Annotated in this window: 14 protein-coding genes, 1 tRNA gene and 8 pseudogenes; 5 read left to right on the plus strand and 18 right to left on the minus strand. The window is 65.9% G+C overall.

Annotation, left to right across the window (positions count from 1 at the left end):
- Nucleotides 1-36: 36 nt before the first annotated feature.
- The 15 genes and pseudogenes from KIV56_RS02550 to polA all read right to left on the minus strand — a co-directional run bounded on the left by KIV56_RS02550 (nt 37) and on the right by polA (nt 20,488).
- Complete coding sequence (locus KIV56_RS02550; RefSeq protein ID WP_281535042.1) at nt 37-405, minus strand: RNA polymerase-binding protein RbpA; 369 nt, start codon at nt 403-405, stop codon at nt 37-39.
- 77 nt (nt 406-482) lie between these two features.
- Complete coding sequence (secG, locus tag KIV56_RS02555) at nt 483-734, minus strand: preprotein translocase subunit SecG (RefSeq protein ID WP_134448691.1); 252 nt, start codon at nt 732-734, stop codon at nt 483-485.
- 128 nt (nt 735-862) lie between these two features.
- Nucleotides 863-1,658: pseudogene (gene tpiA / locus KIV56_RS02560) on the minus strand (triose-phosphate isomerase).
- Nucleotides 1,649-2,863: a phosphoglycerate kinase gene (locus KIV56_RS02565; RefSeq protein WP_281535043.1), complete on the minus strand. Its 1,215-nt coding sequence runs from the start codon at nt 2,861-2,863 to the stop codon at nt 1,649-1,651. Before KIV56_RS02565 ends, tpiA begins: the two are co-directional and overlap by 10 nt.
- Nucleotides 2,864-2,875: 12 nt before the next feature.
- A complete protein-coding gene (gene gap, locus KIV56_RS02570; protein ID WP_134448694.1) occupies nt 2,876-3,883 on the minus strand; it encodes a type I glyceraldehyde-3-phosphate dehydrogenase in 1,008 nt (335 codons plus the stop codon).
- A 96-nt stretch (nt 3,884-3,979) separates the two neighbouring features.
- Nucleotides 3,980-4,606 carry a superoxide dismutase gene (locus KIV56_RS02575; RefSeq protein WP_281535044.1) on the minus strand — a complete coding sequence of 209 codons (627 nt, stop codon included), beginning with the start codon at nt 4,604-4,606 and terminating at the stop codon, nt 3,980-3,982.
- 100 nt (nt 4,607-4,706) lie between these two features.
- Nucleotides 4,707-5,688: pseudogene (gene whiA / locus KIV56_RS02580) on the minus strand (DNA-binding protein WhiA).
- A gap of 93 nt (nt 5,689-5,781) precedes the next feature.
- Nucleotides 5,782-6,658: pseudogene (gene rapZ / locus KIV56_RS02585) on the minus strand (RNase adapter RapZ).
- A 63-nt stretch (nt 6,659-6,721) separates the two neighbouring features.
- Nucleotides 6,722-8,649 (minus strand): annotated as a pseudogene (gene uvrC / locus KIV56_RS02590) (excinuclease ABC subunit UvrC).
- Nucleotides 8,650-8,685: 36 nt separating this feature from the next.
- Nucleotides 8,686-11,555, minus strand: a pseudogene (gene uvrA / locus KIV56_RS02595) (excinuclease ABC subunit UvrA).
- A gap of 99 nt (nt 11,556-11,654) precedes the next feature.
- Nucleotides 11,655-13,716 (minus strand): annotated as a pseudogene (uvrB, locus tag KIV56_RS02600) (excinuclease ABC subunit UvrB).
- Nucleotides 13,717-13,725: 9 nt separating this feature from the next.
- Nucleotides 13,726-14,364: a dephospho-CoA kinase gene (gene coaE / locus KIV56_RS02605; protein WP_281535046.1), complete on the minus strand. Its 639-nt coding sequence runs from the start codon at nt 14,362-14,364 to the stop codon at nt 13,726-13,728.
- Nucleotides 14,365-14,456: 92 nt separating this feature from the next.
- Nucleotides 14,457-15,914 carry a 30S ribosomal protein S1 gene (gene rpsA, locus KIV56_RS02610; RefSeq protein WP_134448701.1) on the minus strand — a complete coding sequence of 486 codons (1,458 nt, stop codon included), beginning with the start codon at nt 15,912-15,914 and terminating at the stop codon, nt 14,457-14,459.
- Nucleotides 15,915-16,082: 168 nt separating this feature from the next.
- Nucleotides 16,083-17,759: a DUF885 domain-containing protein gene (locus KIV56_RS02615; RefSeq protein ID WP_281535047.1), complete on the minus strand. Its 1,677-nt coding sequence runs from the start codon at nt 17,757-17,759 to the stop codon at nt 16,083-16,085.
- Nucleotides 17,760-17,812: 53 nt separating this feature from the next.
- Nucleotides 17,813-20,488: pseudogene (gene polA / locus KIV56_RS20145) on the minus strand (DNA polymerase I).
- 53 nt (nt 20,489-20,541) lie between these two features.
- Between polA and KIV56_RS02640 the strand changes: the two are divergent.
- Complete coding sequence (locus tag KIV56_RS02640; protein ID WP_281535048.1) at nt 20,542-20,967, plus strand: hotdog fold thioesterase; 426 nt, start codon at nt 20,542-20,544, stop codon at nt 20,965-20,967.
- A 99-nt stretch (nt 20,968-21,066) separates the two neighbouring features.
- Here the strand turns inward: KIV56_RS02640 and KIV56_RS02645 are convergent, their stop codons facing one another.
- The gene (locus tag KIV56_RS02645) at nt 21,067-21,672 is read right to left on the minus strand and encodes an ANTAR domain-containing response regulator (protein ID WP_134366651.1); all 606 of its coding nucleotides are present in this window, start codon (nt 21,670-21,672) and stop codon (nt 21,067-21,069) included.
- 38 nt (nt 21,673-21,710) lie between these two features.
- On the opposite strand from KIV56_RS02645, the gene KIV56_RS02650 reads away from it, so the two are divergent.
- The 3 genes and pseudogenes from KIV56_RS02650 to KIV56_RS02660 all read left to right on the plus strand — a co-directional run bounded on the left by KIV56_RS02650 (nt 21,711) and on the right by KIV56_RS02660 (nt 24,515).
- Nucleotides 21,711-21,796 (plus strand) — tRNA-Leu (locus tag KIV56_RS02650).
- Between the two features lie 147 nt (nt 21,797-21,943).
- Nucleotides 21,944-22,057, plus strand: a pseudogene (locus tag KIV56_RS02655) (hypothetical protein); the annotation flags it as partial.
- A gap of 409 nt (nt 22,058-22,466) precedes the next feature.
- The gene (locus tag KIV56_RS02660) at nt 22,467-24,515 is read left to right on the plus strand and encodes a hypothetical protein (RefSeq protein WP_281535049.1); all 2,049 of its coding nucleotides are present in this window, start codon (nt 22,467-22,469) and stop codon (nt 24,513-24,515) included.
- A gap of 114 nt (nt 24,516-24,629) precedes the next feature.
- Here the strand turns inward: KIV56_RS02660 and KIV56_RS02665 are convergent, their stop codons facing one another.
- Nucleotides 24,630-25,001: a hypothetical protein gene (locus KIV56_RS02665; protein ID WP_281535050.1), complete on the minus strand. Its 372-nt coding sequence runs from the start codon at nt 24,999-25,001 to the stop codon at nt 24,630-24,632.
- 411 nt (nt 25,002-25,412) lie between these two features.
- Here KIV56_RS02665 and KIV56_RS02670 point away from each other — a divergent pair, with 411 nt between their 5' ends.
- Nucleotides 25,413-25,793, plus strand: coding sequence for a hypothetical protein (locus tag KIV56_RS02670; RefSeq protein ID WP_281535051.1), 381 nt, complete (start codon nt 25,413-25,415; stop codon nt 25,791-25,793).
- Here KIV56_RS02670 and KIV56_RS02675 read toward each other — a convergent pair.
- Nucleotides 25,783-26,580: a phospholipase effector Tle1 domain-containing protein gene (locus tag KIV56_RS02675; protein ID WP_281535052.1), complete on the minus strand. Its 798-nt coding sequence runs from the start codon at nt 26,578-26,580 to the stop codon at nt 25,783-25,785. The two genes, KIV56_RS02670 and KIV56_RS02675, sit on opposite strands and share 11 nt — an antisense overlap.
- Nucleotides 26,581-26,582: the final 2 nt, after the last annotated feature.

A 26,582-nucleotide genomic window follows, 5' to 3' on the forward strand; every position in this document is an offset into this window, starting at 1 on the left:
GGGCTTTTTCGCGTCCGGGGGACGAATGGACCGGAGCTAGTTGGTGGCGGAGAGCTTGCCGCGGCGAATGCGCAACTGCAGCAGGGCTTCCTCGAGAAGCGAGTCGGCTTCCTCTTCCGTGCGGCGCTCCTTCACATAGGCGAGGTGGGTCTTGTACGGCTCGAGCTTGACGACGGACGGCGGGTTCTCCTTGTCGCGGCCCGCGGGCAGCCCGGAAGACGGGCAGTCGATCGTCTCGGGGATTTCCTCGTCCGGCAGGTTCGCCGCGAAGAAGCGGACCGTCTCGTTGCCGAGTGCGTCCCAGTAGGAGACCCGGATCCGGTCAGCCTGGAAACCGCGGTCCTGCTCCCCCATGGGGCCGGCTCCGACCCTGGATCCACGAATTGCGCTACCACCAGATGCCATTGTGTTCCTCCATGAAAGGCGATTGTGCTTGCGGCCGCACGGCCACGGTTGTGGGAAAAAGCGAAAGGGTGAGGGAGTTACAGTGCCGTGTCGAACTTGGTGATGAGGCCCAGGACGACGATGCACGCGATCCAGAGGACGGCAAGGATGACGGTGATGCGATTGAGGTTTCGCTCCGCGACGCCCGAGGCGCCGAGGTTCGACGTGACGCCACCACCGAACATGTCGGAGAGGCCACCACCGCGGCCCTTGTGCAGGAGGATGAGCATGGTGAGCAGGAGGCTCGTCAGTCCGAGGACAACCTGCAACACGACCTGGAGAATCTGCACGCGAAACCTTTCAGAGTGGTGGAGTTTCTCCACCGGGATCAGTGATCATCATAGCCTGACTGACGAACCAGCCCGCCTCCCCTGGCGGGGTGGCGGGCTGGAGCGGTGATATCAGGTGGAACTTCGGGCTAGACGCCCACGTGTTTCTGGAATCGGACGATGCTGGAGAACTCGTCGATGTCCAGGCTTGCTCCGCCGACGAGTGCTCCGTCGACGTTGGGCTCGCGCATGTAGCCCGCGATGTTGACGCCCTTCACGGAACCGCCGTAGAGGATGCGCGTCTTGTCGGCCACATCCTGTCCGAGAGTTTCGCTGAGGACCAGACGCAGCCTGGGCCGCGACCTGTTCGGCCTGCTCAGGCGTCGCCGCCTGGCCGGAGCCGATGGCCCACACGGGCTCGTATGCGACCACGATGTCCGCGGCACTGTCGATGCCGGACAGTGCGGTGCGCAGCTGGGCGACGGGAACGGCGCTCGGACCATGCAGTTCCAGGTCCGCGGCGGTCTCGCCGACGCAGATGATCGGAACGAGGCCGTGCTTGACGGCGGCGGTGACCTTGGCGGCCACCTCCTCGTCATTCTCGCCGTGCAGCGTACGACGCTCTGAATGCCCGATGAGCACGTAGGTGCACTCGAGCTGGGCGAGGAACGCACCGGAGATCTCACCCGTGAAGGCGCCGGAATCGTGAGCGGAGACATCCTGTGCGCCGAAGACGACGGGCAGCTTGTCGGCCGACACGAGCGTCTGCACGGATCGAAGGTCGGTGAACGGCGGGAACACCGCAACCTCGACGGACGCGAAGTCGTGCTTGGCGTCCTTGAGGTTCCAGGCCAGCTTCTGCACGAACGCGATGGCCTGGAGGTGGTCCAGGTTCATCTTCCAATTGCCTGCAATCAGCGGGGTGCGCTGAGTGTTTACTGCCATCCGAGGACCTCCAGTCCTGGGAGACGCTTGCCTTCGAGGAACTCGAGGCTCGCGCCGCCACCGGTAGAAATGTGACCGAACTGGTCGTCCGTGAAGCCGAGCGTGCGCACGGCGGCGGCGGAATCGCCACCTCCGACGACGCTCAGGCCGTCAACCTCTGTGAGCGCTGCGGCCACCACACGGGTGCCCTCTGCGAACGGTGCGAGCTCGAACACGCCCATCGGGCCGTTCCAGAACACCGTCTTCGAGGAGCGGATGATCGCGGCGAATGCCGCTGCCGTGTCCGGTCCGATGTCGAGGCCCAGACCGGTGGCACCGAATGCGGTGTCCTCGATCGAGTCAGCAGCGGTGATCACGTGCTCGGCGTCTGCCCCGAACTTCGAGGCGACGACGACATCCGTCGGCAGGACGATCTTCACGCCCAGGCGCTCAGCCTCGACCAGGTAACCGCGGACGGTTTCGATCTGGTCGGCCTCGAGCAGGCTTGCGCCCACCTTGTGGCCCTGGGCTGCAAGGAACGTGAAGAGCATTCCGCCACCGATGAGCAGCGAGTTGACCCGCGGCAGCAGGTGACCGATCACGCCGAGCTTGTCCGAGACCTTCGAGCCGCCGAGGACGACCGTGTACGGCGCCTCCGGCTTCTCGGTGAGGCGGTCGAGCACGTCGAGTTCGGCGGCGATCAGCAGGCCGGCAGCGCTCGGCAGGATTGCTGCCAGGTCGTACACGCTTGCCTGCTTGCGGTGGACAACGCCGAAACCGTCGGAAACGAGGACGTCGCCGAGGGCGGCGAGCTCGGTTGCGAAGGCAACGCGCTCTGCGTCGACCTTGCTCGTCTCCCCCGGGTTGAACCGGAGGTTTTCGAGCACGACGACGTCGCCATTCTTGAGGGCCGCGACAGCGGCCTTGGCGGCGTCACCCACGGTGTCGCCGGCGAAGGCGACGTCGTGGCCGAGCAGCTGCGCCAGACGGACCGCGACGGGCGCCAGGCTGTACTTGTCCTCCGGCGCACCCTTCGGTCGTCCGAGGTGCGAGACGATGACCACGCGGGCGCCCTGTTCGAGCAGTGCCTTGATGGTCGGGAGGGACGCGCGAACGCGACCATCGTCCGTGATCTCGCCGTCTTTCAACGGCACATTCAGATCACAGCGGACGATGACGCGCTTTCCGGTGAGCAGCCCCAGCGATTCGATTGTACGAAGCGTCACTGCGGGCCCCGGTTACAGGCTCTTGGCGACGAGCGCGGTGAGGTCAACCATGCGGTTGGAGTAGCCCCACTCGTTGTCGTACCAGGACGACAGCTTGACCTGGTCGCCGATGACGCGCAGCAGGCCGGCATCGAAGATCGAGGAGTGCGGGTCGGTGACGATGTCGCTGGAGACGATCTCGTCTTCGGTGTACATCAGGATGCCCTTGAGGGGACCGGACTCCGCAGCGGCCTTGTAGGCAGCCTTGATCGCTTCGATCGTGACGGGGCGCTCGGCGATGACGGTGAGGTCGGTGATGGAACCGGTGGGAACCGGAACGCGCAGCGCGAAGCCGTCAAGCTTGCCCTTGAGCTCGGGGAGGACGATGCCGAGGGCCTTGGCCGCACCGGTCGAGGTCGGGATGATGTTGATGGCGGCGGCGCGGGCGCGACGCAGGTCGGAGTGCGGGCCGTCCTGGAGGTTCTGGTCCGCGGTGTACGCGTGGATCGTCGTCATGAGGCCGGACTTGATGCCGAAGTTGTCGTTGAAGACCTTGGCCAGCGGCGCGAGGCAGTTCGTGGTGCAGGACGCGTTGGAGATGATGTCGAACTTGGCCGGGTCGTAGTCCTGCTCGTTGACGCCCATGACGATCGTGGCTGCGTCGCCTGAGGCGGGAGCGGAGACGATGACCTTCTTGGCGCCGGCGGTGATGTGCTTGCGCGCATCCTCTGCCTTGGTGAAGCGACCGGTGGACTCGATGACGATGTCGACGCCGAGGGCTCCCCAGGGGAGGTTGGCCGGGTCGCGCTCGGCGAGAACCTTAATCGGCTTGCCGTTGACGAGGATGGAGTCGCCCTCGACGGAAACGGTGGCGTTCAGACGGCCGGTGATGGAGTCATATTTAAGAAGGTGAGCCAGCGTCTTCGTGTCGGTGAGGTCGTTGACGGCGACGATCTCAATGTCGCTGCCCTGCGCCAGGGCGGCGCGAAGATAATTGCGGCCAATGCGGCCAAAGCCATTAATACCGATCTTTACAGACACGAATGTCTCCTAATCTTGTGCGCCGAAGCGCGGTTTCTTGTGGGTGAAATGCACGGGTGGGGAGCGGGCCCCTGTCGGGGCCCGCTCCGCTGCCTGCTAGGAAAGAAGCAGAAGCCCGTTGGTCTTTTCGCGGGCGATCGTGAAACGCTCCTGGACGTTGGCCCAGTTGACGATGTTCCAGAATGCCTTCACGTAGTCCGCACGCACGTTGCGGTAGTCGAGGTAGTAGGCGTGCTCCCAGACGTCGAGCATGAGCACGGGAATCGTGCCCGCGGCGAAGTTGGACTGCTGGTCGAAGAACTGCTGGACGATCAGGCGCTGCCCGATCGAGTCCCAGGCGAGAACCGCCCAGCCGGAACCCTGCACGCCGAGGGCTGCCGCGGTGAAGTGCGCCTGGAACTTGTCGAAGGAACCGAAGAAGTCCTCGATGGCGCTCGCCAGCTCGCCGGTGGGCTTGTCGCCGCCGTCCGGGGAGAGGTTGGTCCAGAAGATGGAGTGGTTGACGTGACCGCCGAGGTTGAAGGCGAGGTCCTTTTCAAGCTTGTTGACGTTGGCCAGCTGGCCGGAGTCGCGAGCTTCCGCAAGCTGCGCGAGGGCGGTGTTCGCGCCGGTAACGTATGCCTGGTGGTGCTTGCTGTGGTGAAGTTCCATGATGGTGCCGCTGATGCTCGGCGCAAGTGCCGAGTAGTCATAGGCGAGAGCGGGCAAAGTGTATTCAGCCATTCATATCTCCTCTGTCGAGTTGGCGCGAAGTGCTCCGCCACGAGTGTGTAAGCGACGTTTCAAGTCTACTCAGGTCAGGGTGTCCCGCTGACGAGGGGCCTCAAACATCGTCGAGATCGGCGGGAAGGTTCGCGTCTGTTCCAGGGATCCCCTGGTCGACGGCCTTCTTGTCCGCCATGGCGAGCAAACGGCGGATGCGTCCGGCGACGGCGTCCTTCGTCATGGGCGGATCGGCGTGATGGCCCAGTTCGTCGAGGCTCGAGTCGCGGAAGGACAGTCGCAGGCTCGCCCGCGTAGCGGAGGTGCTCCGGTATGTCGCTGCCGAGGATTTCCATGGCACGCTGCACGCGGGCGCATGCCGCGACTGCGGCCTGTGCGCTGCGGCGGAGGTTGGCGTCGTCGAAGTTGACGAGTCGGTTCGCGGTGGCTCGCACCTCACGGCGCTGCCGGAGCGCTTCCCAGTTGAGCACGGTCTCCGCCGCGCCCATGTGCACGAGCATGACGCCGATGGCGTCGCCGTCGCGGATCACGACCCGGTGCACCCCTCGCACTTCTCGGGCCTTGGCGACGACGCCGAGCCGCCCGGCCGTGCCGACGAGAGCCATCGCGGCCTCGTTGCCCGGGCAGGTCACTTCGAGGGCCGCCGAGCGGCCAGGGTCGGTGAGGGAGCCGTTCGCGAGGAACGCTCCACGCCAGACGGCGGCGATCTCCTCCTTGGAGCCGGTGGTCAGCCGGTTGGGCAGGCCGCGAATGGGGCGACGCCGCGCGTCGAGCAGGCCGGTCTGCCTGGCCAGGGTCTCGCCCCCGTCGAGCACGCGCACGAGGAAGTGGCTCGTCCGGCGCAGCCCGGAGGCCGAGATCACGGAGACTTCGCTGCGGACGCCGTAGAGTTCGGCGAGGTCCTTGCGCACCCGGCGGGCGAGCAGCGCGGTGTCGAGTTCCGATTCGATCGCGATCCGGCTGTTGATCATGTGCAGGCCGCCGGAGAACCGCAGGATCGTCGCGAGCTCCGCCGCCCGGACCGTTGTCTTCGACACGTCAACCCGTGCAAGTTCATCTTTGACGTCGGCCGTGAGTGCCAATCGCTTGTCCATTCTGTCGTACTGGCCCCAAATGGGCCGGTTTGTGGTCTGTGTGGCCCGGCGCAGGCTCGCTGGTGGCGCACCGGGCGGGTCTTACTCCCGGCCGAGGTCGCGATTCTTCAGGCTGATCGCGACACCGGGAAGGTCCTCGATCCGATGGGCGAGTTCGCGGGCCATCGTGACCGAGCGGTGTTTGCCCCCCGTGCAGCCGATGGCGATGGTGGCGTGGCGCTTGTTCTCGCGCTGGTAGCCGGCCAGCACCGGGGCGAGGGCCAGGGAGTAGTGCTCGATGAATTCCAGGGCACCCTGCTGGGCGAGCACGAAGTCCCGCACTTCGGGGTCCTGTCCGGTGTGGGAACGGAGTTCCGGCACCCAGAACGGGTTCGGCAGGAAGCGGACATCGGCGACCATGTCGACGTCGGTGGGAAGACCGTACTTGAAGCCGAAGCTCATGACGGTGACGTGCACGCCTGCGGCGTCTTCTGCGGCGAAGCGTTCGCTGATGGTCGTCGCGAGCTGGTGGATGTTGAGGTCGGACGTGTCGATGACCATGTCGCACGACTCACGGACGGCACGCAACCGGGTGCGTTCGGCGTCGATGCCGTCGAGGATGGTGCCGTCCCCCTGCAGCGGATGCGGTCGGCGCACGGACTCGAAGCGCCGCACGAGGACGTCGTCCCTGGCCTCGAGGAAGATCACGCGGAGCTGGGAGCCGTTGCGGAGGGACTGCACGATCTCCTGGAAGTCCGCGAAGAAATCACGGCCGCGGATGTCCACGACGGCGGCGATCTTGGGGGAGGCTCGTCCCTGCCTTGCCTGCGAGTTCGACGAGGGGGCGCAGCATCTGGGGCGGAAGGTTGTCGACGACGTACCAGCCGAGATCCTCGAGGGCGTTGGCCACTGTCGAACGCCCGGCCCCGGACATTCCCGTGACGATAAGCATTTCCTGCTTGTCGTTCTCCGTCGTCATCCTGGGGGTGCGCCTTCTGTCGGTGGTGGGCCTGTCAGTCCAGCCTACCGACCGAGATCGCTTTCAGGCGCGAAAGTGCTGGTGGATCGTCGCAGCGAGGCCGGGTCCGATGCCGCGGACCTCGGCGATTGCCTCGATGGGGGCCTCTTTGAGCCGGGCGACGGATCCGAAATGCTGCAGCAGCACTTTGACCCGTGCCGGGCCGAGTCCGGCGATCTCGCCGAGGACCGTCGCGATGTCGCGCTTGCGGCGGGCGCGCTGGTGGGTGATCGCGAAGCGGTGGGCCTCGTCACGGATCCGCTGGATGAGGAAGAGGGCGTCGCTGTTGCGGGGCAGGATGACGGGATAGTCCGAGTCGGGCAGCCAGATCTCTTCGAGCCGCTTGGCGATACCGCACAGCTGGATGCCGGTGACCCCGGATTCGCGGAGCGCCCTGGCAGCCGCGGTGACCTGGGGCTGACCACCGTCGACGATGAGGAGGTTCGGCTGGTACCGGAACTTCTTCCGCTTGGCGGGGGTATCTGCGGACTCACCCGCCGAATCCGTGGGGACGTCCGTGGGGGCATCCGTGGGCGACTCGGTGCCGGCGTCCGCCGCCGGACCGTCGTCGGGCACGAGGTAGGCGAGGCGCCTGGTCAGGGTGCGGTAGATCGAGTCGGTGTCGTCTGTGGACTCCGGAATGCTGAAGCGCCGGTACTCGTCGGTGCGCGGAAGTCCGTCTTCGAAGACGACCATGGAGGCGACGATGTTCGTGCCGCTCAGGTGCGAGACGTCGTAACACTCCATCCGGAGCGGGGCCGACTCCATCCCGAGCGCCTCCTGGATGTCTTCGAGCGCCTTGGACCGTGCGACGAAGTCGGAGCCTGCGGCGGGTCTTGTAGAGCATCAACGCCTGGCGCGCGTTCTGCGTGGCCGTCGCGAGCAGGGCGGCCTTCTCGCCGCGCTGGGCGGCGGCGAGGTGCACCTTGCGCCCGGCGATGCCGCCGAGCCATTGCTCGAGCGCTGCGGAATCTTCGGGAAGCAGCGGGACGACGACTTCGCGGGGCGGAACGGCATCGCCGGAATATGCGGTCTGCAGCAGGGAATCGATGAGCTCCCCCGTGGTCAGGTCGAGTTCCTTGTCGACGACCCAGCCGCGGACACCGCGGATCCGGCCGCCGCGCACGATGAACAGCTGCACGGCCGCTGCGAGCTCCGTCCTCCTCGACGGCGAACAGGTCGATGTCGACGTTGTCGCGCAGGACGACCGCGCTCTTCTCGAGCACGTTCGTGAGGGCCTTGACCTGGTCACGCCGTTTCGCCGCGAGCTCATACTGCTGGCTGAGTGCTGCGGCCTTCATCTCGTTGGTCAGCCGGTTGATCATGGTGCGGTCCTGGCTGGCCATGAAGCTCACGAACTCGTCGACGATGACCCGGTGTTCCTCGATGGACACCTTCTGGGAGCACGGGCCGAAGCAACGGCCGATCTGGCCGGCGAAACACGGCTTTCCCGATTGCATGGCGCGTTTGTAGTTGGCGTTGTTGCAGGTGCGGATCGGGAAGGCCTTGAGCATCAGGTCGATGGTCTCGTGCACGGCCCAGACCTTCGGGTACGGGCCGAAATAGCGGGCGCCGCGGATGCCGGTGGTGCGGGTGACGAGTGCGCGCGGCGCCTCGTCGGCGAGGGTCACTGCGAGGTAGGGATAGGACTTGTCGTCCTTGAACTGCACGTTGAACGGCGGGTCGAACTCGTTGATCCAGGTCCACTCCAGCTGGAGAGCCTCGACCTCGGTGCCGACGGTGGTCCATTCGACGGACGCTGCGGTCGTGACCATCCGCCGGGTGCGCTCGTGCAGGCTGCTGAGCGGCGCGAAGTAGTTGCTGAGTCGCGCGCGCAGGTTCTTCGCCTTGCCGACGTACAGCACCCGCCCGGTGTCGTCGCGAAAGCGGTACACGCCGGGGACGGTGGGGATCTCCCCCGCCTTCGGCCGATAGCTCAACGCGTCCGACATGAACTCTCCTGATCCTTGTTCTGGCCGAGAAGAATTTTAGCGCCCCGCCAGGATCTCCTTGAGGAAGGTGCCCGTGTGGCTCTTCTTGACCGTCGCGATGTGCTCCGGCGTGCCGGTCGCGAGGACGCGACCGCCGCCGGAGCCGCCTTCCGGTCCGAGGTCGATCACCCAGTCGGCCGACTTGATCACGTCGAGGTTGTGCTCGATCACGATCACGGTGTTGCCCTTGTCGACGAGGCTGTTCAACACGAGCAGGAGCTTGCGCACGTCCTCGAAGTGCAGCCCGGTCGTGGGCTCGTCGAGGACGTAGACGCTGCGGCCGTTCGAGCGCCGCTGGAGCTCGGTGGCGAGCTTGACGCGCTGCGCCTCACCTCCGGAGAGCGTCGTCGCGCTCTGGCCGAGGCGCACGTAGCCGAGGCCGACCTCGACGAGGGTCTTCAGGAAGCGGTGGATCGCCGAGATGGGTTCGAAGAAATCGGCGGCCTCGCTGATCGGCATATCGAGGACTTCGGCGATGTTCTTGCCCTTGTAGTGCACGGTCAGGGTGTCGCGGTTGTACCGCGCTCCCCCGCAGACCTCGCACGCGACGTACACGTCGGGGAGGAAGTTCATCTCGATCTTGATCGTGCCGTCGCCGGAGCAGGCTTCGCAGCGACCGCCCTTGACGTTGAAGCTGAACCGGCCGGGGAGATAGCCGCGGGCCTTCGCCTCGATCGTCTCGGAGAACAGGGTGCGGATCTTGTCGAACACGCCCGTGTACGTGGCCGGGTTGGAGCGCGGGGTGCGCCCGATCGGGGCCTGGTCGACGTGGATGACCTTGTCGAGCTGTTCGAGCCCGGTGACCCGGGTGTGCTTGCCGGGAAGCTTGCGGGCGCCGTTCAACCGGTTGGCGAGCACGCGGTAGAGGATGTCGTTGACGAGGGAGGACTTGCCTGAGCCGCTCACCCCGGTCACCGCGGTGAAGGTGCCGAGGGGGAACGTGACGGACACCTTCTTGAGGTTGTTCGCCTCGGCTCCGATGACGCTGATCTGGCGGTCCGGGTCGATCGGGCGGCGGGTCTCGGGAGTCTCGATCGACTTGCGGCCGGCGAGGTAGTCGCCCGTGAGCGACTCGCGGTTCTCCAGCAGGCTCGCGTACGAGCCGGAGTGCACGACGTGGCCTCCGTTGACGCCTGCACCGGGCCCGATGTCGACGATCCAGTCGGCCATCTTGATGGTGTCCTCGTCGTGTTCGACGACGATGAGGGTGTTGCCGAGGTCGCGGAGGGCGACGAGGGTCTCGATGAGCCGGCGGTTGTCCCGCTGGTGCAGGCCGATGCTCGGTTCGTCGAGGACGTAGAGCACCCCGGTCAGTCCGGAGCCGATCTGGGTGGCCAGGCGGATACGCTGGGCCTCGCCGCCGGAGAGGCTCGCGGCGGCGCGGGCGAGGTTGAGGTAGTTGAGCCCGACCCGGATGAGGAAGTCCAGGCGTGCCTTGATCTCGCGCAGCACCTGGGCGGCGATCATGGCCTCCCGGTCGGTCAGTTCGAGCAGGTCCATGAAGGACCGGGCGTCGGCGAGGCTCAGGTTGCAGACATCCGCGATGCTGGAGCCGTGGATCAGCACGGCGAGGACCTCGGGCTTGAGCCGGGTGCCCGAGCAGACCGGGCAGTCGATCTCACGGAGGTACTCGCCCCAGCGGGCGCGCTGGGTGTCGGACTCCGCCTGGAGGTACTGGCGTTCGATGTACGGCACGACGCCTTCGAAGCCGGAGGTGTAGCTCATCTCGCGGCCGTAGCGGTTCTTCCACTTCACCCGGACCTCGAAGTTGTCCCCGCGGAGAACGGCATTCTGAACATCGAGGCTGAGGTCGCCCCACGGGGTGTCGAGGGAGAAGTCGAGGTCGTGGGCGAGGCCGTCGAGCAGCTTCTCGTAGTACCGGAAGAGGCCCTTGCCCTGGGTGGTCCAGGGCAGGACCACGCCCTCCGCGATGCTCAGGCTCAGGGTCGCCGAGGAGGAGATCCTGGTCGACGGACATCCGAGTGCCGAGCCCGGAGCACTCGGGGCAGGCACCGAACGGCGCGTTGAACGAGAAGGTGCGCGGTTCGATCTCGGTCAGCTGCACGGGGTGGTTGTTCGGGCACGAGAGCTTTTCGGAGTAGCTCTGCCAGGCCGCGTCGCCCTCCCCGTCGACGTAGTTGATCTGGACGATGCCGTCGGTGAGCTTGAGTGCTGTCTCGAGGGAGTCGGTCAGGCGACTGAGGAGGCTCCGGCGCCGCCACGAGGCGGTCGACGACGACGGAGATATCGTGCTTGAGCTGCTTCTTGAGCGTCGGCGGTTCGCTGAGCTGGATCTGCGTGCCGTCGACCATGGCACGGGAGTATCCCCCAGCGGCGAGCTCCTTGAACAGGTCGACGAATTCGCCCTTTTTCTGGGAGACGACCGGGCTCAGGATCTGGTACCGGGTGCCCTGCGGAAGTTCCATGAGCTGGTCGGCGATCTGCTGCACGGTCTGCGCCTGGATGACCTCGCCGCAGACCGCGCAGTGCGGCACTCCGATACGGGCCCAGAGCAGGCGCATGTAGTCGTAGACCTCGGTGATCGTGCCGACCGTGGACCGCGGGTTGCGGTTGGTGGACTTCTGGTCGATCGAGACGGCGGGGCTGAGGCCCTCGATGAAGTCGACGTCCGGCCGGTCGACCTGGCCGAGGAACTGGCGCGCATACGCCGAGAGCGACTCGACGTAGCGGCGTTGGCCCTCGGCGAAGATGGTGTCGAACGCGAGCGAGGACTTGCCCGAGCCGGACAATCCGGTGAAGACGACCAGGGAATCCCGGGGGATCTCCAAATCGACGTTGTGCAGATTGTGCACGCGCGCACCGCGGACACTGAGCTTGGACCCGGACGTTACCTTCGAAATTGACACCGTTCGAGTCTATTCAGTGCCACCGACACACTCGTGCCGCCGGGGCACGCCCTAAGCGAACAAACGTTCGAATTCCGATCGAGAGCGGTCGGGAACGGATCAGATGTGCCCGGCCTTCTCCATTTGCCGGAGTTCACGCTTGAGTTCGGAGACCTCGTCCCTGAGCCGGGCGGCGAGTTCGAACTTCAGGCTCTCCCGCGGCCTCGAGCATCTGCCCGCTGAGGTCGGCGATGATCGATTCGAGGTCGTTGGCGCCGTTCGCGGCGATGCCGGTGCGGAGCGGGGTCGCCGCGACCTTGCGCCGCGCGTCGCGACCGGAGAGGAGCTCGGCGGTGTCCGCCTGCTCGCGGGCGAGGATGTCGGTGATGTCGGCGATCCGCTTGCGGAGCGGAGTGGGGTCGATGCCGTGCAGGGTGTTGTAGGCGACCTGCTTCTCGCGGCGGCGGTCGGTCTCGTCGATCGCGCGTTCCATCGATGCAGTCATCCGGTCGGCGTACATGTGCACCTCGCCGGAGACGTTCCGGGCGGCACGGCCGATGGTCTGGATGAGGGACGTCGCGGAGCGCAGGAATCCTTCCTTGTCCGCGTCGAGGATCGCGACGAGCGACACCTCCGGCAGGTCGAGGCCCTCCCGCAGGAGGTTGATTCCGACGAGCACGTCGTAAACGCCCGCGCGGAGTTCAGTGAGGAGCTCGACCCTCCGCAGCGTGTCGACGTCGGAGTGCAGGTAGCGCACGCGGACGCCGGCCTCGGTGAGGAAGTCCGTGAGTTCCTCGGCCATCTTCTTGGTGAGGGTCGTGACGAGCACCCGCTCGTTGAGTGCGACGCGCTTGTGGATCTCCTCGAGGAGGTCGTCGATCTGCCCCTTGGAGGGCTTCACGACGATCTGCGGGTCGATGAGCCCGGTCGGGCGGATGATCTGCTCGACGATGCCGTCGGCGATGCCCATCTCGTATTTTCCGGGCGTTGCGGACAGGTACACGGTCTGGCCGACCCGGTCCTTGAATTCGTTGAATTTGAGCGGGCGGTTGTCGAGGGCGCTCGGGAGCCGGAAACCGTGCTCGACGAGGGTGCGCTTGCGGGAGGAGTCTCCTTCGTACATCGCGCCGATCTGCGGGACGGTGACGTGGGACTCGTCGATGACCATCAGGAAGTCGTCCGGGAAGTAGTCGAGGAGGCAGTGCGGGGCCTCCCCCGGTGACCTCTGGTCGATGTGGCGGGAGTAGTTCTCGATGCCGGAGCAGAAGCCGATCTGTTCCATCATCTCGAGGTCGAAGGTCGTGCGCATCCGCAGCCGCTGCGCCTCGAGCAGTTTGCCCTCCCGTTCCAGCTGGCCGAGCCGTTCGGCGAGTTCTTCCTGGATGGTGACGATGGCGCGTTGCATGGTCTCGGTGCTCGCGACGTAGTGCGAGCCGGGGAAGACGGACACGGAGTCGAGCTTGCGGACGATGTCGCCCGTGAGCGGGTGCAGGCTGTAGAGCGCTTCGATCTCGTCGCCGAACATCTCGATCCGGATGGCGAGTTCTTCGTACATGGGGATGATCTCGATGGTGTCGCCGCGCACCCGGAAGTGACCGCGGGAGAAGTCGACGTCGTTGCGCTGGTACTGCATCGCCACGAACTTGCGGATCAGCCAGTCGCGGTCGACCTTCTGGCCGATCTGGAGGGCGATCATGGCCTCCATGTAACCCTCCGGCGTGCCGAGGCCGTAGATGCAGGACACGGTGGAGACGACGACGACGTCACGTCTGCTCAGGAGTGAATTCGTGGTGGAGTGCCTGAGCCGCTCGACCTCGGCGTTGATCGAGGAGTCCTTCTCGATGAAGGTGTCCGTCTGCGGGACGTACGCCTCCGGCTGGTAGTAGTCGTAGTACGACACGAAGTACTCGATGGCGTTGTTCGGCATCAACTCGCGGAACTCGTTCACGAGTTGCGCGGCGAGGGTCTTGTTGTGCGCAAGCACGAGCGTCGGGCGCTGCACCTGTTCGATCAGCCAGGCCGTCGTCGCGGACTTGCCGGTTCCGGTGGCACCGAGGAGCACGATGTCGGTTTCACCGGCGTTGATGCGCTCGGCGAGGTCTTTGATCGCGGTCGGCTGGTCGCCGCTCGGCGTGTATTCGCTCACGACCTCAAAGGGATGTACGGATCGCGTGGGTTCCATCTGTCCAGTCTAGATTCGACCACCGACACTCTTCGTTCCGGCAGCGTTTCCGTCGCCCCGCACGCGTTCCCAGAGCTCGTCGACCTGCCGCAGGGTGTGCTCGAGGGTACCGTCGGTGTCGATCACGACGTCGGCGATCGCGAGCCGGTCGGCGTCGTCCGCCTGGGACCGGATGCGCCGGGCCGCGTCATCCTGGCTCATCCCCCGGAGCCCGACCATCCGTTGCATTCGGGTGTCCGGGGTCGCCTGGGTGACGACGACGAGGTCGAACGGATGTTCGACGGCCGCCTCGACCAGCAGGGGAACGTCGTAGACGACCACGGCCGAGGGGTCCGCGAGCCCCGCCGCACGGATGCGTGCGTTCGTCAGCGCACGGACGGCGGGGTGCACGATCGCGTTGAGCCGGGCCAGTGCCGCCGCGTCGCCGAAGACGATCGCTCCGAGCTTCGGCCGGTCCAGCGCACCCTGCGGTCCGACGAGGTCGGCGCCGAATTCGGTCGCGATATTCGCCAGGACGGGGCTGCCGGGTTCGACGACCTCGCGGGCGAGGCGATCCGCATCGATGACGACGGCGCCGAGGTCGGCGAGGGCGCTCGCGACGGTGCTCTTGCCTGATGCGATCCCGCCGGTCAGTCCAATGAGGTACACCCCGGCAATGCTACCGATGCGGCCAGGGCGCAGAAAACCGGCCGGGCCCCGAAGGGTCCGGCCGGTTCTGGTGTTGCGGTGGAGCCTGCGTGCTAGTTGTTGCTGCTGAGCTTCTCGCGCAGTGCGGCGAGTGCCTCGTCGTCAGCAAGCGTTCCGGCTCCGGCCGTCTCGCTCGAGAACGAGTTGCCCGCTGCGGAGGGAACGTCGCCGACGGCGATGATCTCGTCGTTCGCGGAAGCAACCTGCTTCTTGTGGGCTTCCCAGCGAGCCTGGGCTGCAGCGTAGTCCTGCTCCCACTTCTCGCGCTGGTTCTCGAAGCCTTCGCGCCACTCGTTGGTCTCCGGGTCGAAGCCCTCGGGGTACTTGTAGTTGCCCTGGTCGTCGTACTCGGTGAGCATTCCGTAGAGCGCCGGGTCGAACTCGGTGCCCTCGGGGTCGACACCCTCGTTGGCCTGCTTGAGGCTCAGCGAGATGCGGCGACGCTCGAGGTCGATGTCGATGACCTTGACGAAGACCTCGTCGCCGACCGAAACGACCTGCTCGGCGAGCTCGACGTGCTTGCCGGAGAGCTCGGAGATGTGAACCAGGCCCTCGATGCCCTCTGCGACGCGAACGAACGCGCCGAAGGGGACGAGCTTGGTGACCTTGCCCGGTGCAACCTGGCCGATGGCGTGGGTGCGGGCGAAGACCTGCCACGGGTCTTCCTGGGTGGCCTTGAGCGACAGCGACACGCGCTCGCGCTCGAGGTCGACCTCGAGGATCTCGACGGTGACTTCCTGACCGACCTCGACGACCTCGCTGGCGTGCTCGATGTGCTTCCAGCTGAGTTCGGAGACGTGAACCAGGCCGTCAACGCCACCGAGGTCGACGAACGCACCGAAGTTGACGATCGAGGAGACAACGCCCTTGCGGACCTGTCCCTTCTGGAGGTTGTTGAGGAAGGTGGTGCGGCTCTCGGACTGCGTCTGCTCGAGCAGGGCACGACGGGACAGCACAACGTTGTTGCGGTTCTTGTCGAGTTCGAGGATCTTCGCTTCGATCTCCTGGCCCAGGTACGGGGTCAGGTCGCGAACGCGGCGAAGTTCGATGAGCGATGCCGGCAGGAAGCCACGGAGGCCGATGTCGACGATGAGCCCGCCCTTGACGACCTCGATGACCGAACCGGTGACAACGCCATCGGATTCCTTGATCTTCTCGACGTCGCCCCACGCACGTTCGTACTGGGCGCGCTTCTTCGAGAGGATGAGGCGGCCTTCTTTGTCTTCCTTCTGGAGAACAAGTGCCTCGACCAGGTCGCCGACCTTGACAACCTCGGAAGGGTCAACGTCGTGCTTGATGGAAAGTTCGCGGGAGGGAATGACGCCCTCGGTCTTGTAACCCACGTCGAGGAGGACCTCGTCGCGGTCGATCTTCACAACGGTGCCCTCGATGAGGTCTCCGTCGTTGAAGAATTTCAGAGTCTTTTCGACCGCGGCAAGAAAGTCTTCAGCAGATCCAATGTCGTTGATGGCGACCTGCTTAGGTGCCCTATCGGTCGTTGCGATTGTCATGTAGTAGTTGCTCCAGGATGGACATAAATCGGGCCATACGCGAACGGGTGTGGATTGTGGACTCCGCGCATGGCAGCGGATAGTTCGTCACAAACGTGACAGTCAAGCTTAGCGGTTTGCAGGGGCGACCGGCAACATCCGCTCAAGCCCCGAGGGCTCGGGTCTGGGTCAGGACAGCAGTGCCGCGCGGAGGGTGTCGAGGCCGACACCGCCGAGGTCGAGGGCGCGCCTGTGGAAGTCCTTGATCGAGAACGCTGCACCCTCCCTGGCCTTGCTCGCGTCGCGGAGTTCCTCCCAGATGCGCTGGCCGATCTTGTACGAGGGCGCCTGTCCGGGCCAGCCGAGATACCGGTTGACTTCGAACTGGACCGTGCTCTCGTCGACGTTCGCGTTTCGGCGGAAGAAGTCGAAGGCGTGCTCGGCGGTCCAGGGGCCGCTTCCGTCCGGCAGGGTCTTTCCGAGGTGCACGCCGATGTCGATCACGACGCGGGCGGCGCGCATCCGCTGGCCGTCGAGCATGCCCAGGCGGTCGGCCGGGTCGTCGAGGTAGCCGAGTTCGCTCATCAGGCGTTCGGCGTAGAGCGCCCAGCCCTCCGCGTGCCCCGACGTGCCCGCGAGCTGGCGACGCCAGGTGTTCAGGATGCCGCGATTGTGTACCGCCTGTCCGATCTGCAGGTGGTGGCCGGGGACGCCCTCGTGGTAGACCGTCGACAATTCGCGCCAGGTGGAGAATTCGGTGACGCCTGCCGGTACCGACCACCACATCCGGCCGGGCCGGGAGAAGTCGTCGCTCGGCCCGGTGTAGTACACGCCGCCGTCCTGGGTGGGGGCGATCAGGCACTCGAGGGCGCGGATCTCCTGCGGGATGTCGAAGTGGTCGACCGACAACTCGGCGACGGCGCGGTCGCTCGTCTCCTGCATCCAGCGCTGGAGGGCGGCCGTGCCGTGGAGGGTGCGGCTCTGGTCGGCGTCGAGGTGGGCGATGGCCTCCTGCACGCTCGCCCCGGGGAGGATCTGCCTGGCGATGCCCTCCTGCTCCGCGACCATCCGGGCGAGTTCCTCGATTCCCCACTCGTACGTTTCGTCGAGGTCGACAGCGGCACCGAGGAAACGGCGGGACTGGAGGGCGTAGATCTCCCGGCCGACGGCATCCGCCTCTGGCGCGACGCGTTCGAGCTCGTCACCGAGGAAGGCGGCCAGGCCGGAGTATGCGGCGGCGGCGCGGCGGGCGCCTGCGCCGAGGTCGGTCGCGAGACTCGCAGGCAGGCTGCCGGTCGCCGGGCTCGCTTCTGCGGCGAGCGTGGCGAAGAAACCCGTCTTCGCCGCGTGCCGGCGCGCCTGCACGGCGACCTCGCGCACCTGGCGCTTCGCGGGCATGATGCCTTCCCTGATGCCCAGGCGCAGGGTCTCGATGTAGCCGGCGACGGCGTCCGGAACGGCTCCGAGCCGCGTGGAGATGGTGCGCCAGTCTTCGATGGTGTCCGTCGGCATCAGGTCGAAGGCCGCACGGATGTCCTGCGCCGACGAGGCGAGATTGTTCAGGTCCCGCAGGGGCAGGCCGGCGTCGGCGCTCTCGAGGCCGAGGGCGAGTTCGCTGCGCAGGTCGGTGCGGGTGACCTCGTCGACGGCGTCGACGACGGCCGCGGCATCGAGGCGGGCGATCGTGGCGAGGGACGCACTGCGGTGCCGCTCGAGGCCGATCGGAGAGTAGTCGCCGTAGCGGTCGCCGCCCCCGGTGCGGCCGATGTAAGTGCCGATCGTGGGGTCGAGGTCGACGAGGGTGTCGACCCAGTCTTCGGCAATCGCATCGATCGCTGTGGGGGTACGCGCGGTGTCTGGGCTCATGGACCGAGCCTAGAACACCGCACCCGCGGCGGCGCGGCGAGACAGCCGTGGCCTCAGTGCGCGGCGGCGTCCCAGTTAGCGCCCCTGCCGACCTGAACGTCGAGCGGGACGAGCAGAGCGGCTGCGGTCTCCATCCGGTGAGTGACGACGGTGCGGAGGGCGTCCCACTCGCCTGGCGCGACCTCGAAGATCAATTCGTCGTGCACCTGGAGCATCATCCGGGACTCCAGGCCCTCCTCGAGCATGTCTTCCGCGATGTTGTTCATCGCGATCTTCATGATGTCGGCGGCCGAGCCCTGGATCGGTGCGTTGAGCGCAGCGCCGCTCCGCGTTCTCCCTGAGCACGCGGTTGGAACTGTGGAGTTCGGGGAACGGGCGTCGACGGCCGAAGATCGTCGCGGTGTAGCCGTCGACCTTGGCCTGTTCAACGACGTGCCGCAGGTAGTCGCGCACGGCGCCGAACCGGGCGAAGTAGTCCGTGATGAGCTGGCGGGCTTCCTTCTGGTCGATCCGGAGCCTGCTTGGAGAGGCCGAAGGCGCTCAGCCCGTACGCGAGGCCGTAGGACATCGCCTTGACCTTGCTGCGCATCTCGTTGGTGACGTCCTCCGGAGTGACCCCGAAAACGGATGCGCCGACGAAGCGGTGCAGGTCCTCTCCCGCGTTGAACGCCTCGATCAGCCCGGCGTCCTCGGACAGGTGCGCCATGATGCGCATCTCGATCTGGGAGTAGTCGGCCGTCAGGAGGCACTCGGCTTCCGGACCGGAGTGGAAGGCCGCGCGGATTCGACGGCCCTCCTCCGTGCGCACCGGGATGTTCTGCAGGTTCGGATCGGCCGAGGAGATGCGCCCGGTCGCGGTGCCGATCTGCACGTAGGTGGTGTGGATGCGTCCGGTCGCGTCGATCGCCTTGTCGAGCGTCTCGACGATCTGGCGGAGCTTGGTCGCGTCCCTGTGCTGCAGAAGGAGACCGAGGAAGGGATGCGGGTTGCTCGCCTGGAGATCGGCGAGGGCGCCGGCATCCGTCGTGTACCCGGTCTTGTTCGCGCGGGTCTTCGGCATGCCCAGTTGCTCGAACAGGACCTCCTGGAGCCTGCTTGGGCGAGCCGAGGTTGACCTCCCGGCCGATCTCGGCATAGGCGCCCGCCGCGTACTCAGCCGCCCGCTCGCCGAGCTGGCCAGACAGGACGGAGAGTTCCTCGTGCGAGACGGCGACGCCGGTGAGTTCCATGTCGACGAGGGTCAGCAGGGTCGGCATTTCGATGTCGGTGAGCACGGACTGGGATCCCGGGTCGAGCAAGGCCCCGAGCGCGGCGGAGAGCCGGTAGGCGTACCAGGCCTCGGTGGGCACGCCGCCGGACTCTGACTCGTCCGGCACCAGCTGGTTGGGATCGGCGACCGGGAGCGTTTCGTCGAGGTAGCGGGTGACGAGGTCGGCGAGGGTCTTGTCGGGCCCGCCCGGTCGCAGCAGCCAGGCGGCTACGAGGGTGTCGGTGACGAGCCCACCGAAGCCGAGGCCGCTGCGGCGCAGTGCCTTGAGCTGGTGCTTTGCGTCGTGCATGATCTTGGGCGCGTCGCTCGCGAGCCAGTCCTCGAAGGGCAGGTAATCGGTGCGTCCCGGCTGCCACGGAAGGTTCACGGATTCCTCGAGCCCGGACACGCCGAAGCCGATCGCCTTGCCGTCCTGCACCTCGATCTGGAGACCGAGTCCGCCCGGGTTGGTCGCGATCACCCGGGTGAGCCAGGCGTCCAGCTCTTCGTCGAGAAGATCCTTGGCCACCGGTGCGGTGGGCACATCGTCGCGCTCGACCGGCACGACGGTCGCGCCTGACTCGTCCGCACCGCCCTCGAGCTTGATCACGCGCTCGAGCAGGTTCTTGAACTCGAGGCGGCCGAAGACCTCGCGCACGGCGGCTTCGTTGACCGGGGCTCGGACGAGGTCGGGCAGTTCGACGGGGAGTTCGAGGTCGGTCACGAGCCGGTTGAGGCGGCGATTGCGGATCGCGTTCTCCTTCTGCTCGCGCAGGTTGTTGCCGACGACGCCCTTGATCTCGTCCGCGTGTTCGAGGATGCCGTCCAGGCTGCCGTAGAGGCCGAGCCACTTGACGGCGGTCTTCTCGCCGACCTTGCTGATGCCGATCAGGTTGTCGCTCGTCTCGCCGACGAGCGCGGCGACGTCGGGATACTGGGCCGGGTCGATGCCGTACTTCTCCCGCACGCGGGCGGGGTCGTACCGGGTGAGGGCCGAGACGCCCTGGCTCGCCGGGTAGAGCAGGGTCACGTTGTCGTTGACGAGCTGGATCGAATCCCGGTCGCCGGAGACGACGAAGACGTGGTACCCCTCCGCGGTTCCGCGGACGGACAGGGTCGCGAGGATGTCGTCCGCCTCGAAGTCTTCCTTCGTGATGGTCGTGATGTTCATGGCCGCGAGGGCCTCCTGCAGCAGCGGGACCTGACCCTTGAATTCCGGCGGGGTGCTCGCCCGGGTGCCCTTGTATTCGGGGTACTCCCGGGTGCGGAACGAGGCCCGCGAGATGTCGAAGGCGACGGCGATATGGGAAGGGTTCTCGGTACGCAGCAGGCTCAGCAGCATCGAGATGAACCCGTGGATGCCGTTGGTGTGCTGGCCGTCCCGGGTCTGGAAACTGTCGACCGGGAGGGCATGGAACGCCCGGTAGGCCAGGGAATGGCCGTCGATGATCATCAGGGTAGGCTTTTCGGAATCCGACACACAGACAGCCTACAAGCGTCGTCCGACGGCGCTGGGCTCTATCCAAGGTGACCATGACGCAGAAGACCGAAGACGCCCTTGCCTGGGTGCAGCAGCGCGGCGGCGGAGCCCTCGCCGACAAGATGGGCATCGAATTCCTCGAGTTCAGCCTCGAGCGGGCGGTGGCACGGATGCCGGTGTTCGGCAACACCCAGCCGGCGATGCTCCTGCACGGGGGCGCGTTCGTGGTGCTCGGTGAGAGCCTCGGTTCGATGTCGGCGAACCTGCACGCGGGGCCGGGGAAGCTCGCGGTCGGCATCGAGATCAACGCGACGCACACCCGCTCGGCGACGAGCGGCTGGGTCACCGGCGTCTGCACGCCGATCCACCTCGGGCGCACCCTGACGACGCACTCGATCGAGATCGACGACGATCAGGGCAGGCGCTGCTCCACGATCCGGATCACCAACCTGATCACGGACCGCCCCGGCATGGCCTGACCGGACACGCACGCCGCGCAGATACAAGAAAAGGCGGGTCCGGTCGCCATTGACCGGGCCCGCCTTTCGTTTGTGCTGTTGTGCTACTTCGCTGTGGTGCTACTTCTTGGCGGAGAGCTGCTCGATGATCGCCTGGGCGACATCGTGCATCGTGAGGCGGCGGTCCATCGACGCCTTCTGGATCCAGCGGAACGACTCCGGCTCGGTGAGGCCCATCTTCTCGTTGAGCAGGCCCTTGGCCCGGTCGACGAGCTTGCGGGTCTCGAAGCGCTCGACCAGGTCGGCGACCTCGGCCTCGAGGGTGATGATCTGGCTGTATCGGGACAGCGCGATCTCGATCGCGGGCAGCAGGTCATTCGGAGTGAACGGCTTGACGACGTACGCGAGCGCGCCGGCCTCCGTCGCCCGTTCGACCAGTTCCTTCTGGCTGAACGCGGTGAGGAGCACAACCGGAGCGATGTGGGCCTTGGTGATGCGCTCTGCGGCGGAAATGCCGTCGAGGTGCGGCATCTTGACGTCCATGATCACCAGGTCGGGTCGCAGCTCGGTCGCCAGGGCGACAGCGGTTTCGCCGTCGCCAGCCTCGCCGACCACCTCGAATCCGGCGTCACGAAGGATTTCGACGATGTCGAGACGAATGAGGGACTCATCCTCTGCCACGACAACACGGCGAGGAGGTACTGGGGTGGAATCTTGGTCGGTCACGGGTCAAAGCCTACGGTATTCTGAACCAGGTGTTGTGAGCCGGTGTGGCGGAATGGCAGACGCGGAGCACTCAAAATGCTTTGTTCGAGAGGACGTGTGGGTTCGAGTCCCACCACCGGTACCAACACAGGTCAGTCATGACGCGGAACTAGGGCGAATCAGGCGCCGATGGCGCACACGTGAAGCAGTGATTGCGTGATCGAGCCGGTCTGCTACAGCGTCCAGGTCGTCGTCGTCGTCGAAGAGGTCTTCTGCATCAAGTCGTCGAGTCCTGCTCGGCCTCCGATTCGCCATCCGCTTGTTCGAGCAGGTCTGGAGCGCAGAGCACATCGAGCGAGTGGATATCGTCTTCGACGAGACCCTGGGCCTCGAGGGTCGCGCCGGGATGGCGCTCACTTCGATGGTGCCCCGTCAAGTCTGGACGCCGACGATCAGAAATGGCGCATCACCTACGAGAGCTGCACACTTCCCAAAGCTATGTGGAGGATTCAGGAAATCGAACCTGACGAGGTGCACCAATTTGCACATCCCCCGAAGACACTAAATTTACGCCGGACCACTTCCCCGCGCAATTGAGGGTCTGCTAACCGGATCCGGACGCCGATCCCCTGCGCGCGAAAGGAGGTCGGTTCCGACTGTGAAATCCTGCCGCGTCCACGACGGGTCTGGCAAAGCTCCTCCAGTGGTCAACCTCGTCCGGGGTTCCCAATCGGAACAGCACGGGGGATGATCGAGCCAACACCTCGAGCGCGAACACTCACCGTTTGACATTGTTGCGCAGGAAGAAGGCACCGATGGGGGTCGCCAAGCCACAAGACCAGCCGCCGGCGCGGCCGGGACCACGTAACGATCCGCCGGTGCGGCTGCCCGCCAGGCGGCCGTTGCCGGTTTACGCGTTCGATCCGATGTCAACGCGATTGAGCGGCCGATTTTTGACGGTCGATGTGCCGTTCGAGCGCGATTTGGAGCCGGGACCATCGGGCCGGCTTGTGCAGGTGGTGGACTACGACGCGGTCCGCGATGTCTGGTATCGGCCGGTCGATCTGAATGATCCGGCGATCCTGGCCCAGGGCGGGCTTCGTCCGTCCGAAAGCGACCCGCGCACCCACCAGCAGGTTGTCTACGCCGTCACGATGAGCGTGATCGAACGGTTCGAACGTTTCGGTGGGCAGCGTTTCCGTTGGCGGGGCGGTCGGGAGTTGCGGATCGTGCCGCACGCGTTTGAAGGCCGCAATGCGTTCTTTGATCCAACGCGGCGTGCGGTGCTCTTCGGCTACTACAAGGCCGACGAACGCGATCCGGGATCGAATCTGCCCGGGCAGGTGATGTTCACCTGCCTGAGCGTCGATGTTGTGGCGCACGAAGTGACGCACGCGATCGTCCATCGCATCCGCAAGTACTTCTCGGAGGCATCGAATCCGGATGTGTTCGCGTGGCACGAGGCCTTCGCCGACCTGGTGGCGCTGTTTCACCACTTTCTCTTCCCGGACGTGGTGGCTGAGGCGGTCGCCAACTCGAGCACAGACCTCCGGGAAGGGTCGGCGTTGCTCGACCTCGCGCTTGAATTCGGGGTGTCGACGGGCCGCGGTGCGGCGCTGCGGTCGGCCATCGGGTCGCCGCGCACGCCGGACGCGTTCCTGGCGGCGACAGAGCCGCACGCGCGGGGGGCGTGCTTCGTGGCGGCGGTCTTCGACGCCTACCTCGACACCTATTTGAAACAGATCAACGATCTGCGCCGGCTGGCTACCGGCGGAACCGGAGTTCTCCCGCCAGGCGCCTTGCCAACCGACCTTGTGAAACGGGTGACGGTCGAGGCGATCCGGAATGCAGACCGTATCCTCGGGATGGTCGTGCGGGCTTTCCAATACCTGCCGGTGGTCGACGTGACGTTCGGAGATGTGGTCCGCGGTATCGTGACGGCCGACCGGGCACTCTACCCGGATGATGTGATGCGTTTGAGGACGAACCTCGTTGAGGCTCTGCGGCGGCGCGGGATCTATCCGCCGTCGGTGTCCTCGCTGACAGAGGAAGCATTGACCTGGCCCGGACCGGCGGATCCGGAACTCAGCCTGACCCGCGGGGCACACAGTGTCGATTTGGCGCCCCTCATTCTGGAGGCGACGCAGAACCTCGACTTGGGCGGCGAGGCGTCGACGACCATCACCGGCGCAGACGCGGACCCGGAGATCGAGGGGCCGGATACCTCGGATGCACCGCCACGGGTATCCACTCGTGCGAGACCTGTGGAGCCGACGGATCCTGCGGCAAAGCCGGGAACCCTGAAACCGGCCTCGGCGGCGACAGCGAATTCCGCGACGGTCGTGGCGCTCATCGACTGGGGCAGATATCACGCGTACGAACTCGGCCTGGATCCGGACCTCCCTCTGGAATTGGTGGGCGTGCACGCGGTGTTCGTGCAAGCATCCGACCTGCAGCCTCGGCCGATCGTGGTGGCGCAGTTCGCGCAACGCCATCAGGAGCTCGAAGACCAGTCCCTGTCCGCGGGTAAACGACTGGCTATCCGAGCAGGAACGACGGTGATCGCCCGCGTCGACGGGCAAGTCGTACACGTGGTGGTGAAGCCACTTCCTTTGTCGAACCCTGACGCGTTGACGAAACCGGAGACATTCACCGGGAAACCGGATGCGGTGCGAGCGTTCGCGGAATCGTGCGCTGCGATCGGTGCGAAGCGCGCGAAAGCGTTGCAGGCGTGGAGCGACCAAGTAACGTCGGCGGATGCGCTCGCGGCCTGGACCGACCAGCCCTCGCTGCTTCGCATGACGTTCGCGGCTCTGCATGCCGCAGAGGAGGTCCCGATGCCGAAAGTCGTGCCCCATGCCTGACCAAACGACCGTTGCCGTGCGGATGTACAACGTTGGCTTTGGTGACTGCTTCCGAGTCACGATCACACGCGGGCTGCAGGTGTGGCGGATGCTCGTCGATTGCGGTGTGCACAGTCAGGGCCGCGCGACGATCAACGGTGTGACACGGGACATTTCCGATGTGGTCCACACGGTCATCGCGGACCTCACAGCGGTTGCCCCTGCCGGCTCTCCCCCGCACCTCGACGTTGTCGTCGCCACCCACCACCACCAGGACCACATCAGCGGCTTCGCAGTCGACGAGTGGACCAGCGTCGACGTCGGCCAGGTGCTGGTCCCGTTCGTGGAGGACACGAGCGATCCGGCGGCCCAGGCGCTGCGCAATTCGCTCGTGTCGACGGCGACCCAGATCCACGGTTTCATCGAGGCGAAGGCCCAGGCGAGCTCAGGGGACCTGCCGGCTCCGCTGGCATTGGCCAGCTCCCTGGCAGCGAACTCGATGGGCAACGCGAAAGCAACCGACCGGCTGCTCAGTCGCAACGGCACCCAGTTCAAGAACACGCCGCCGGTCAAGTTCGTACCCAACCGGGACCCCGCGAAGAACGTGATCGCCGTGCCCATCGAGGGGGTGAGTATCCACCTGCTCGGCCCGTCGCGCGATCCGAAGCAGCTGGCGTTGATGGACCCGCCGGCGTCAGCACAGTGGCTGCAACTCGACTCCGACCAGAACCCCGACGACGACGAAACACCGACCATCTTCGATCCGATCTATGTCGTGGCGGATGAGGACGTCCAGTCGATCCCTTCGGAGCCTGAGGGACGCGCGCGCATCCCTGCGCCTGACTCAGGCTCGGCACCGACGACGACGCGCTGCTCGACGCAGCAGCCGTACTCGAACGTTCCGTCAACAACACGAGCGTGTACTTCGTGCTCGACGTATCCGGGACGCGGTTGCTGTTCGTGGGCGACTCGCAGGAAGGGGCCTGGGAGCACGTGCTCGACGACCCCGTGTCGAAGGCACTCGTCAGCAGTGTCGCGTTCTACAAGATCGGGCACCATGGATCGCACAACGCGACTCCGAAGCCGTTCGTTGAATCCGTGCTCGGGCACGGGGCCTATGCGATGCTGCCCTGGGGACTGGTGAAACAGTGGGAGAACACCATTCCGAAGGCAGAACTTCTCACGGCCCTGGCTCAACTCAACACGCATGTGGTTCGAGCGGATGCGCCAGTCGCCGCGCCACCCGCGGTAGAGGTCGACCCGGGACTGCTGTGGAGTCAGGTGACCTTCACGGTGTAACAGGTCGGGTCGCTACGGCCGTTGGCGCCGGGTGCTCCGGAGGCGCGAGCGCGGACTCGATCGGATTGGCGGCTTGGACGGGGATTGGCGCGAGGTCTCTCCAATTCGGGTCAGCCCACTTCACGCCCGACGGGATCCGCGTTCGATAGAGTCCCGTGGCCTCCGTGCGGGGCCTGACGCTCGAGTGGATGATCGCGTTCGCCGGGATCGGGCGTGTTCGGTCGACAAAGATCTTCCAAATCCAGCTATTCGAGTGCACGGTTCCGTCGGAGCTCAGCTGAGTGACCGTGCACGCTTTCGCGTACTGACCAGGTTCAACGAGCATTCCTTCCTCAAGGGCGCCCTCGATGATCCACTTGAGGGTGATGTTCGAGAGGCGCGGGTCGTCCTCGAAGGTACCCCCGACATCCGTGTGCACACCCGCGAACCAGACCTCCTCAAGCTGGGACTGAGGCGACGGCGTGACGAGGTATTCGCGGAAGGGTCGGCGCTTCTCATCGATCGACACGGCATGACGCACGCGCACATCGTTGTCCAGCTTGCGCGTATAGGGCCATTTGATATCCCACTTGAGGAACCCCGCCGCCTTCACCGTGTCGAATGCGCCGAGGTACGCGACGGGCACGGTACTCCGCCCGTTGACTTTGCGGGCGAAGTTCTCGGAGAACTCGTCGATTCCGGCCCAGAATGCCCTCGACGCGACGGTCTGCGGGGTGCGAGGCGCGGCGCGGGTGGGGGGTCTTCCCGCTCGGGATAGCGTCGCCGTCCTGTCCCCTGGGGCGGTCATCC

Source organism: Cryobacterium breve (assembly GCF_027594785.1).
In the GTDB taxonomy this organism is placed as follows: Bacteria; Actinomycetota; Actinomycetes; order Actinomycetales; family Microbacteriaceae; genus Cryobacterium; species Cryobacterium breve_A.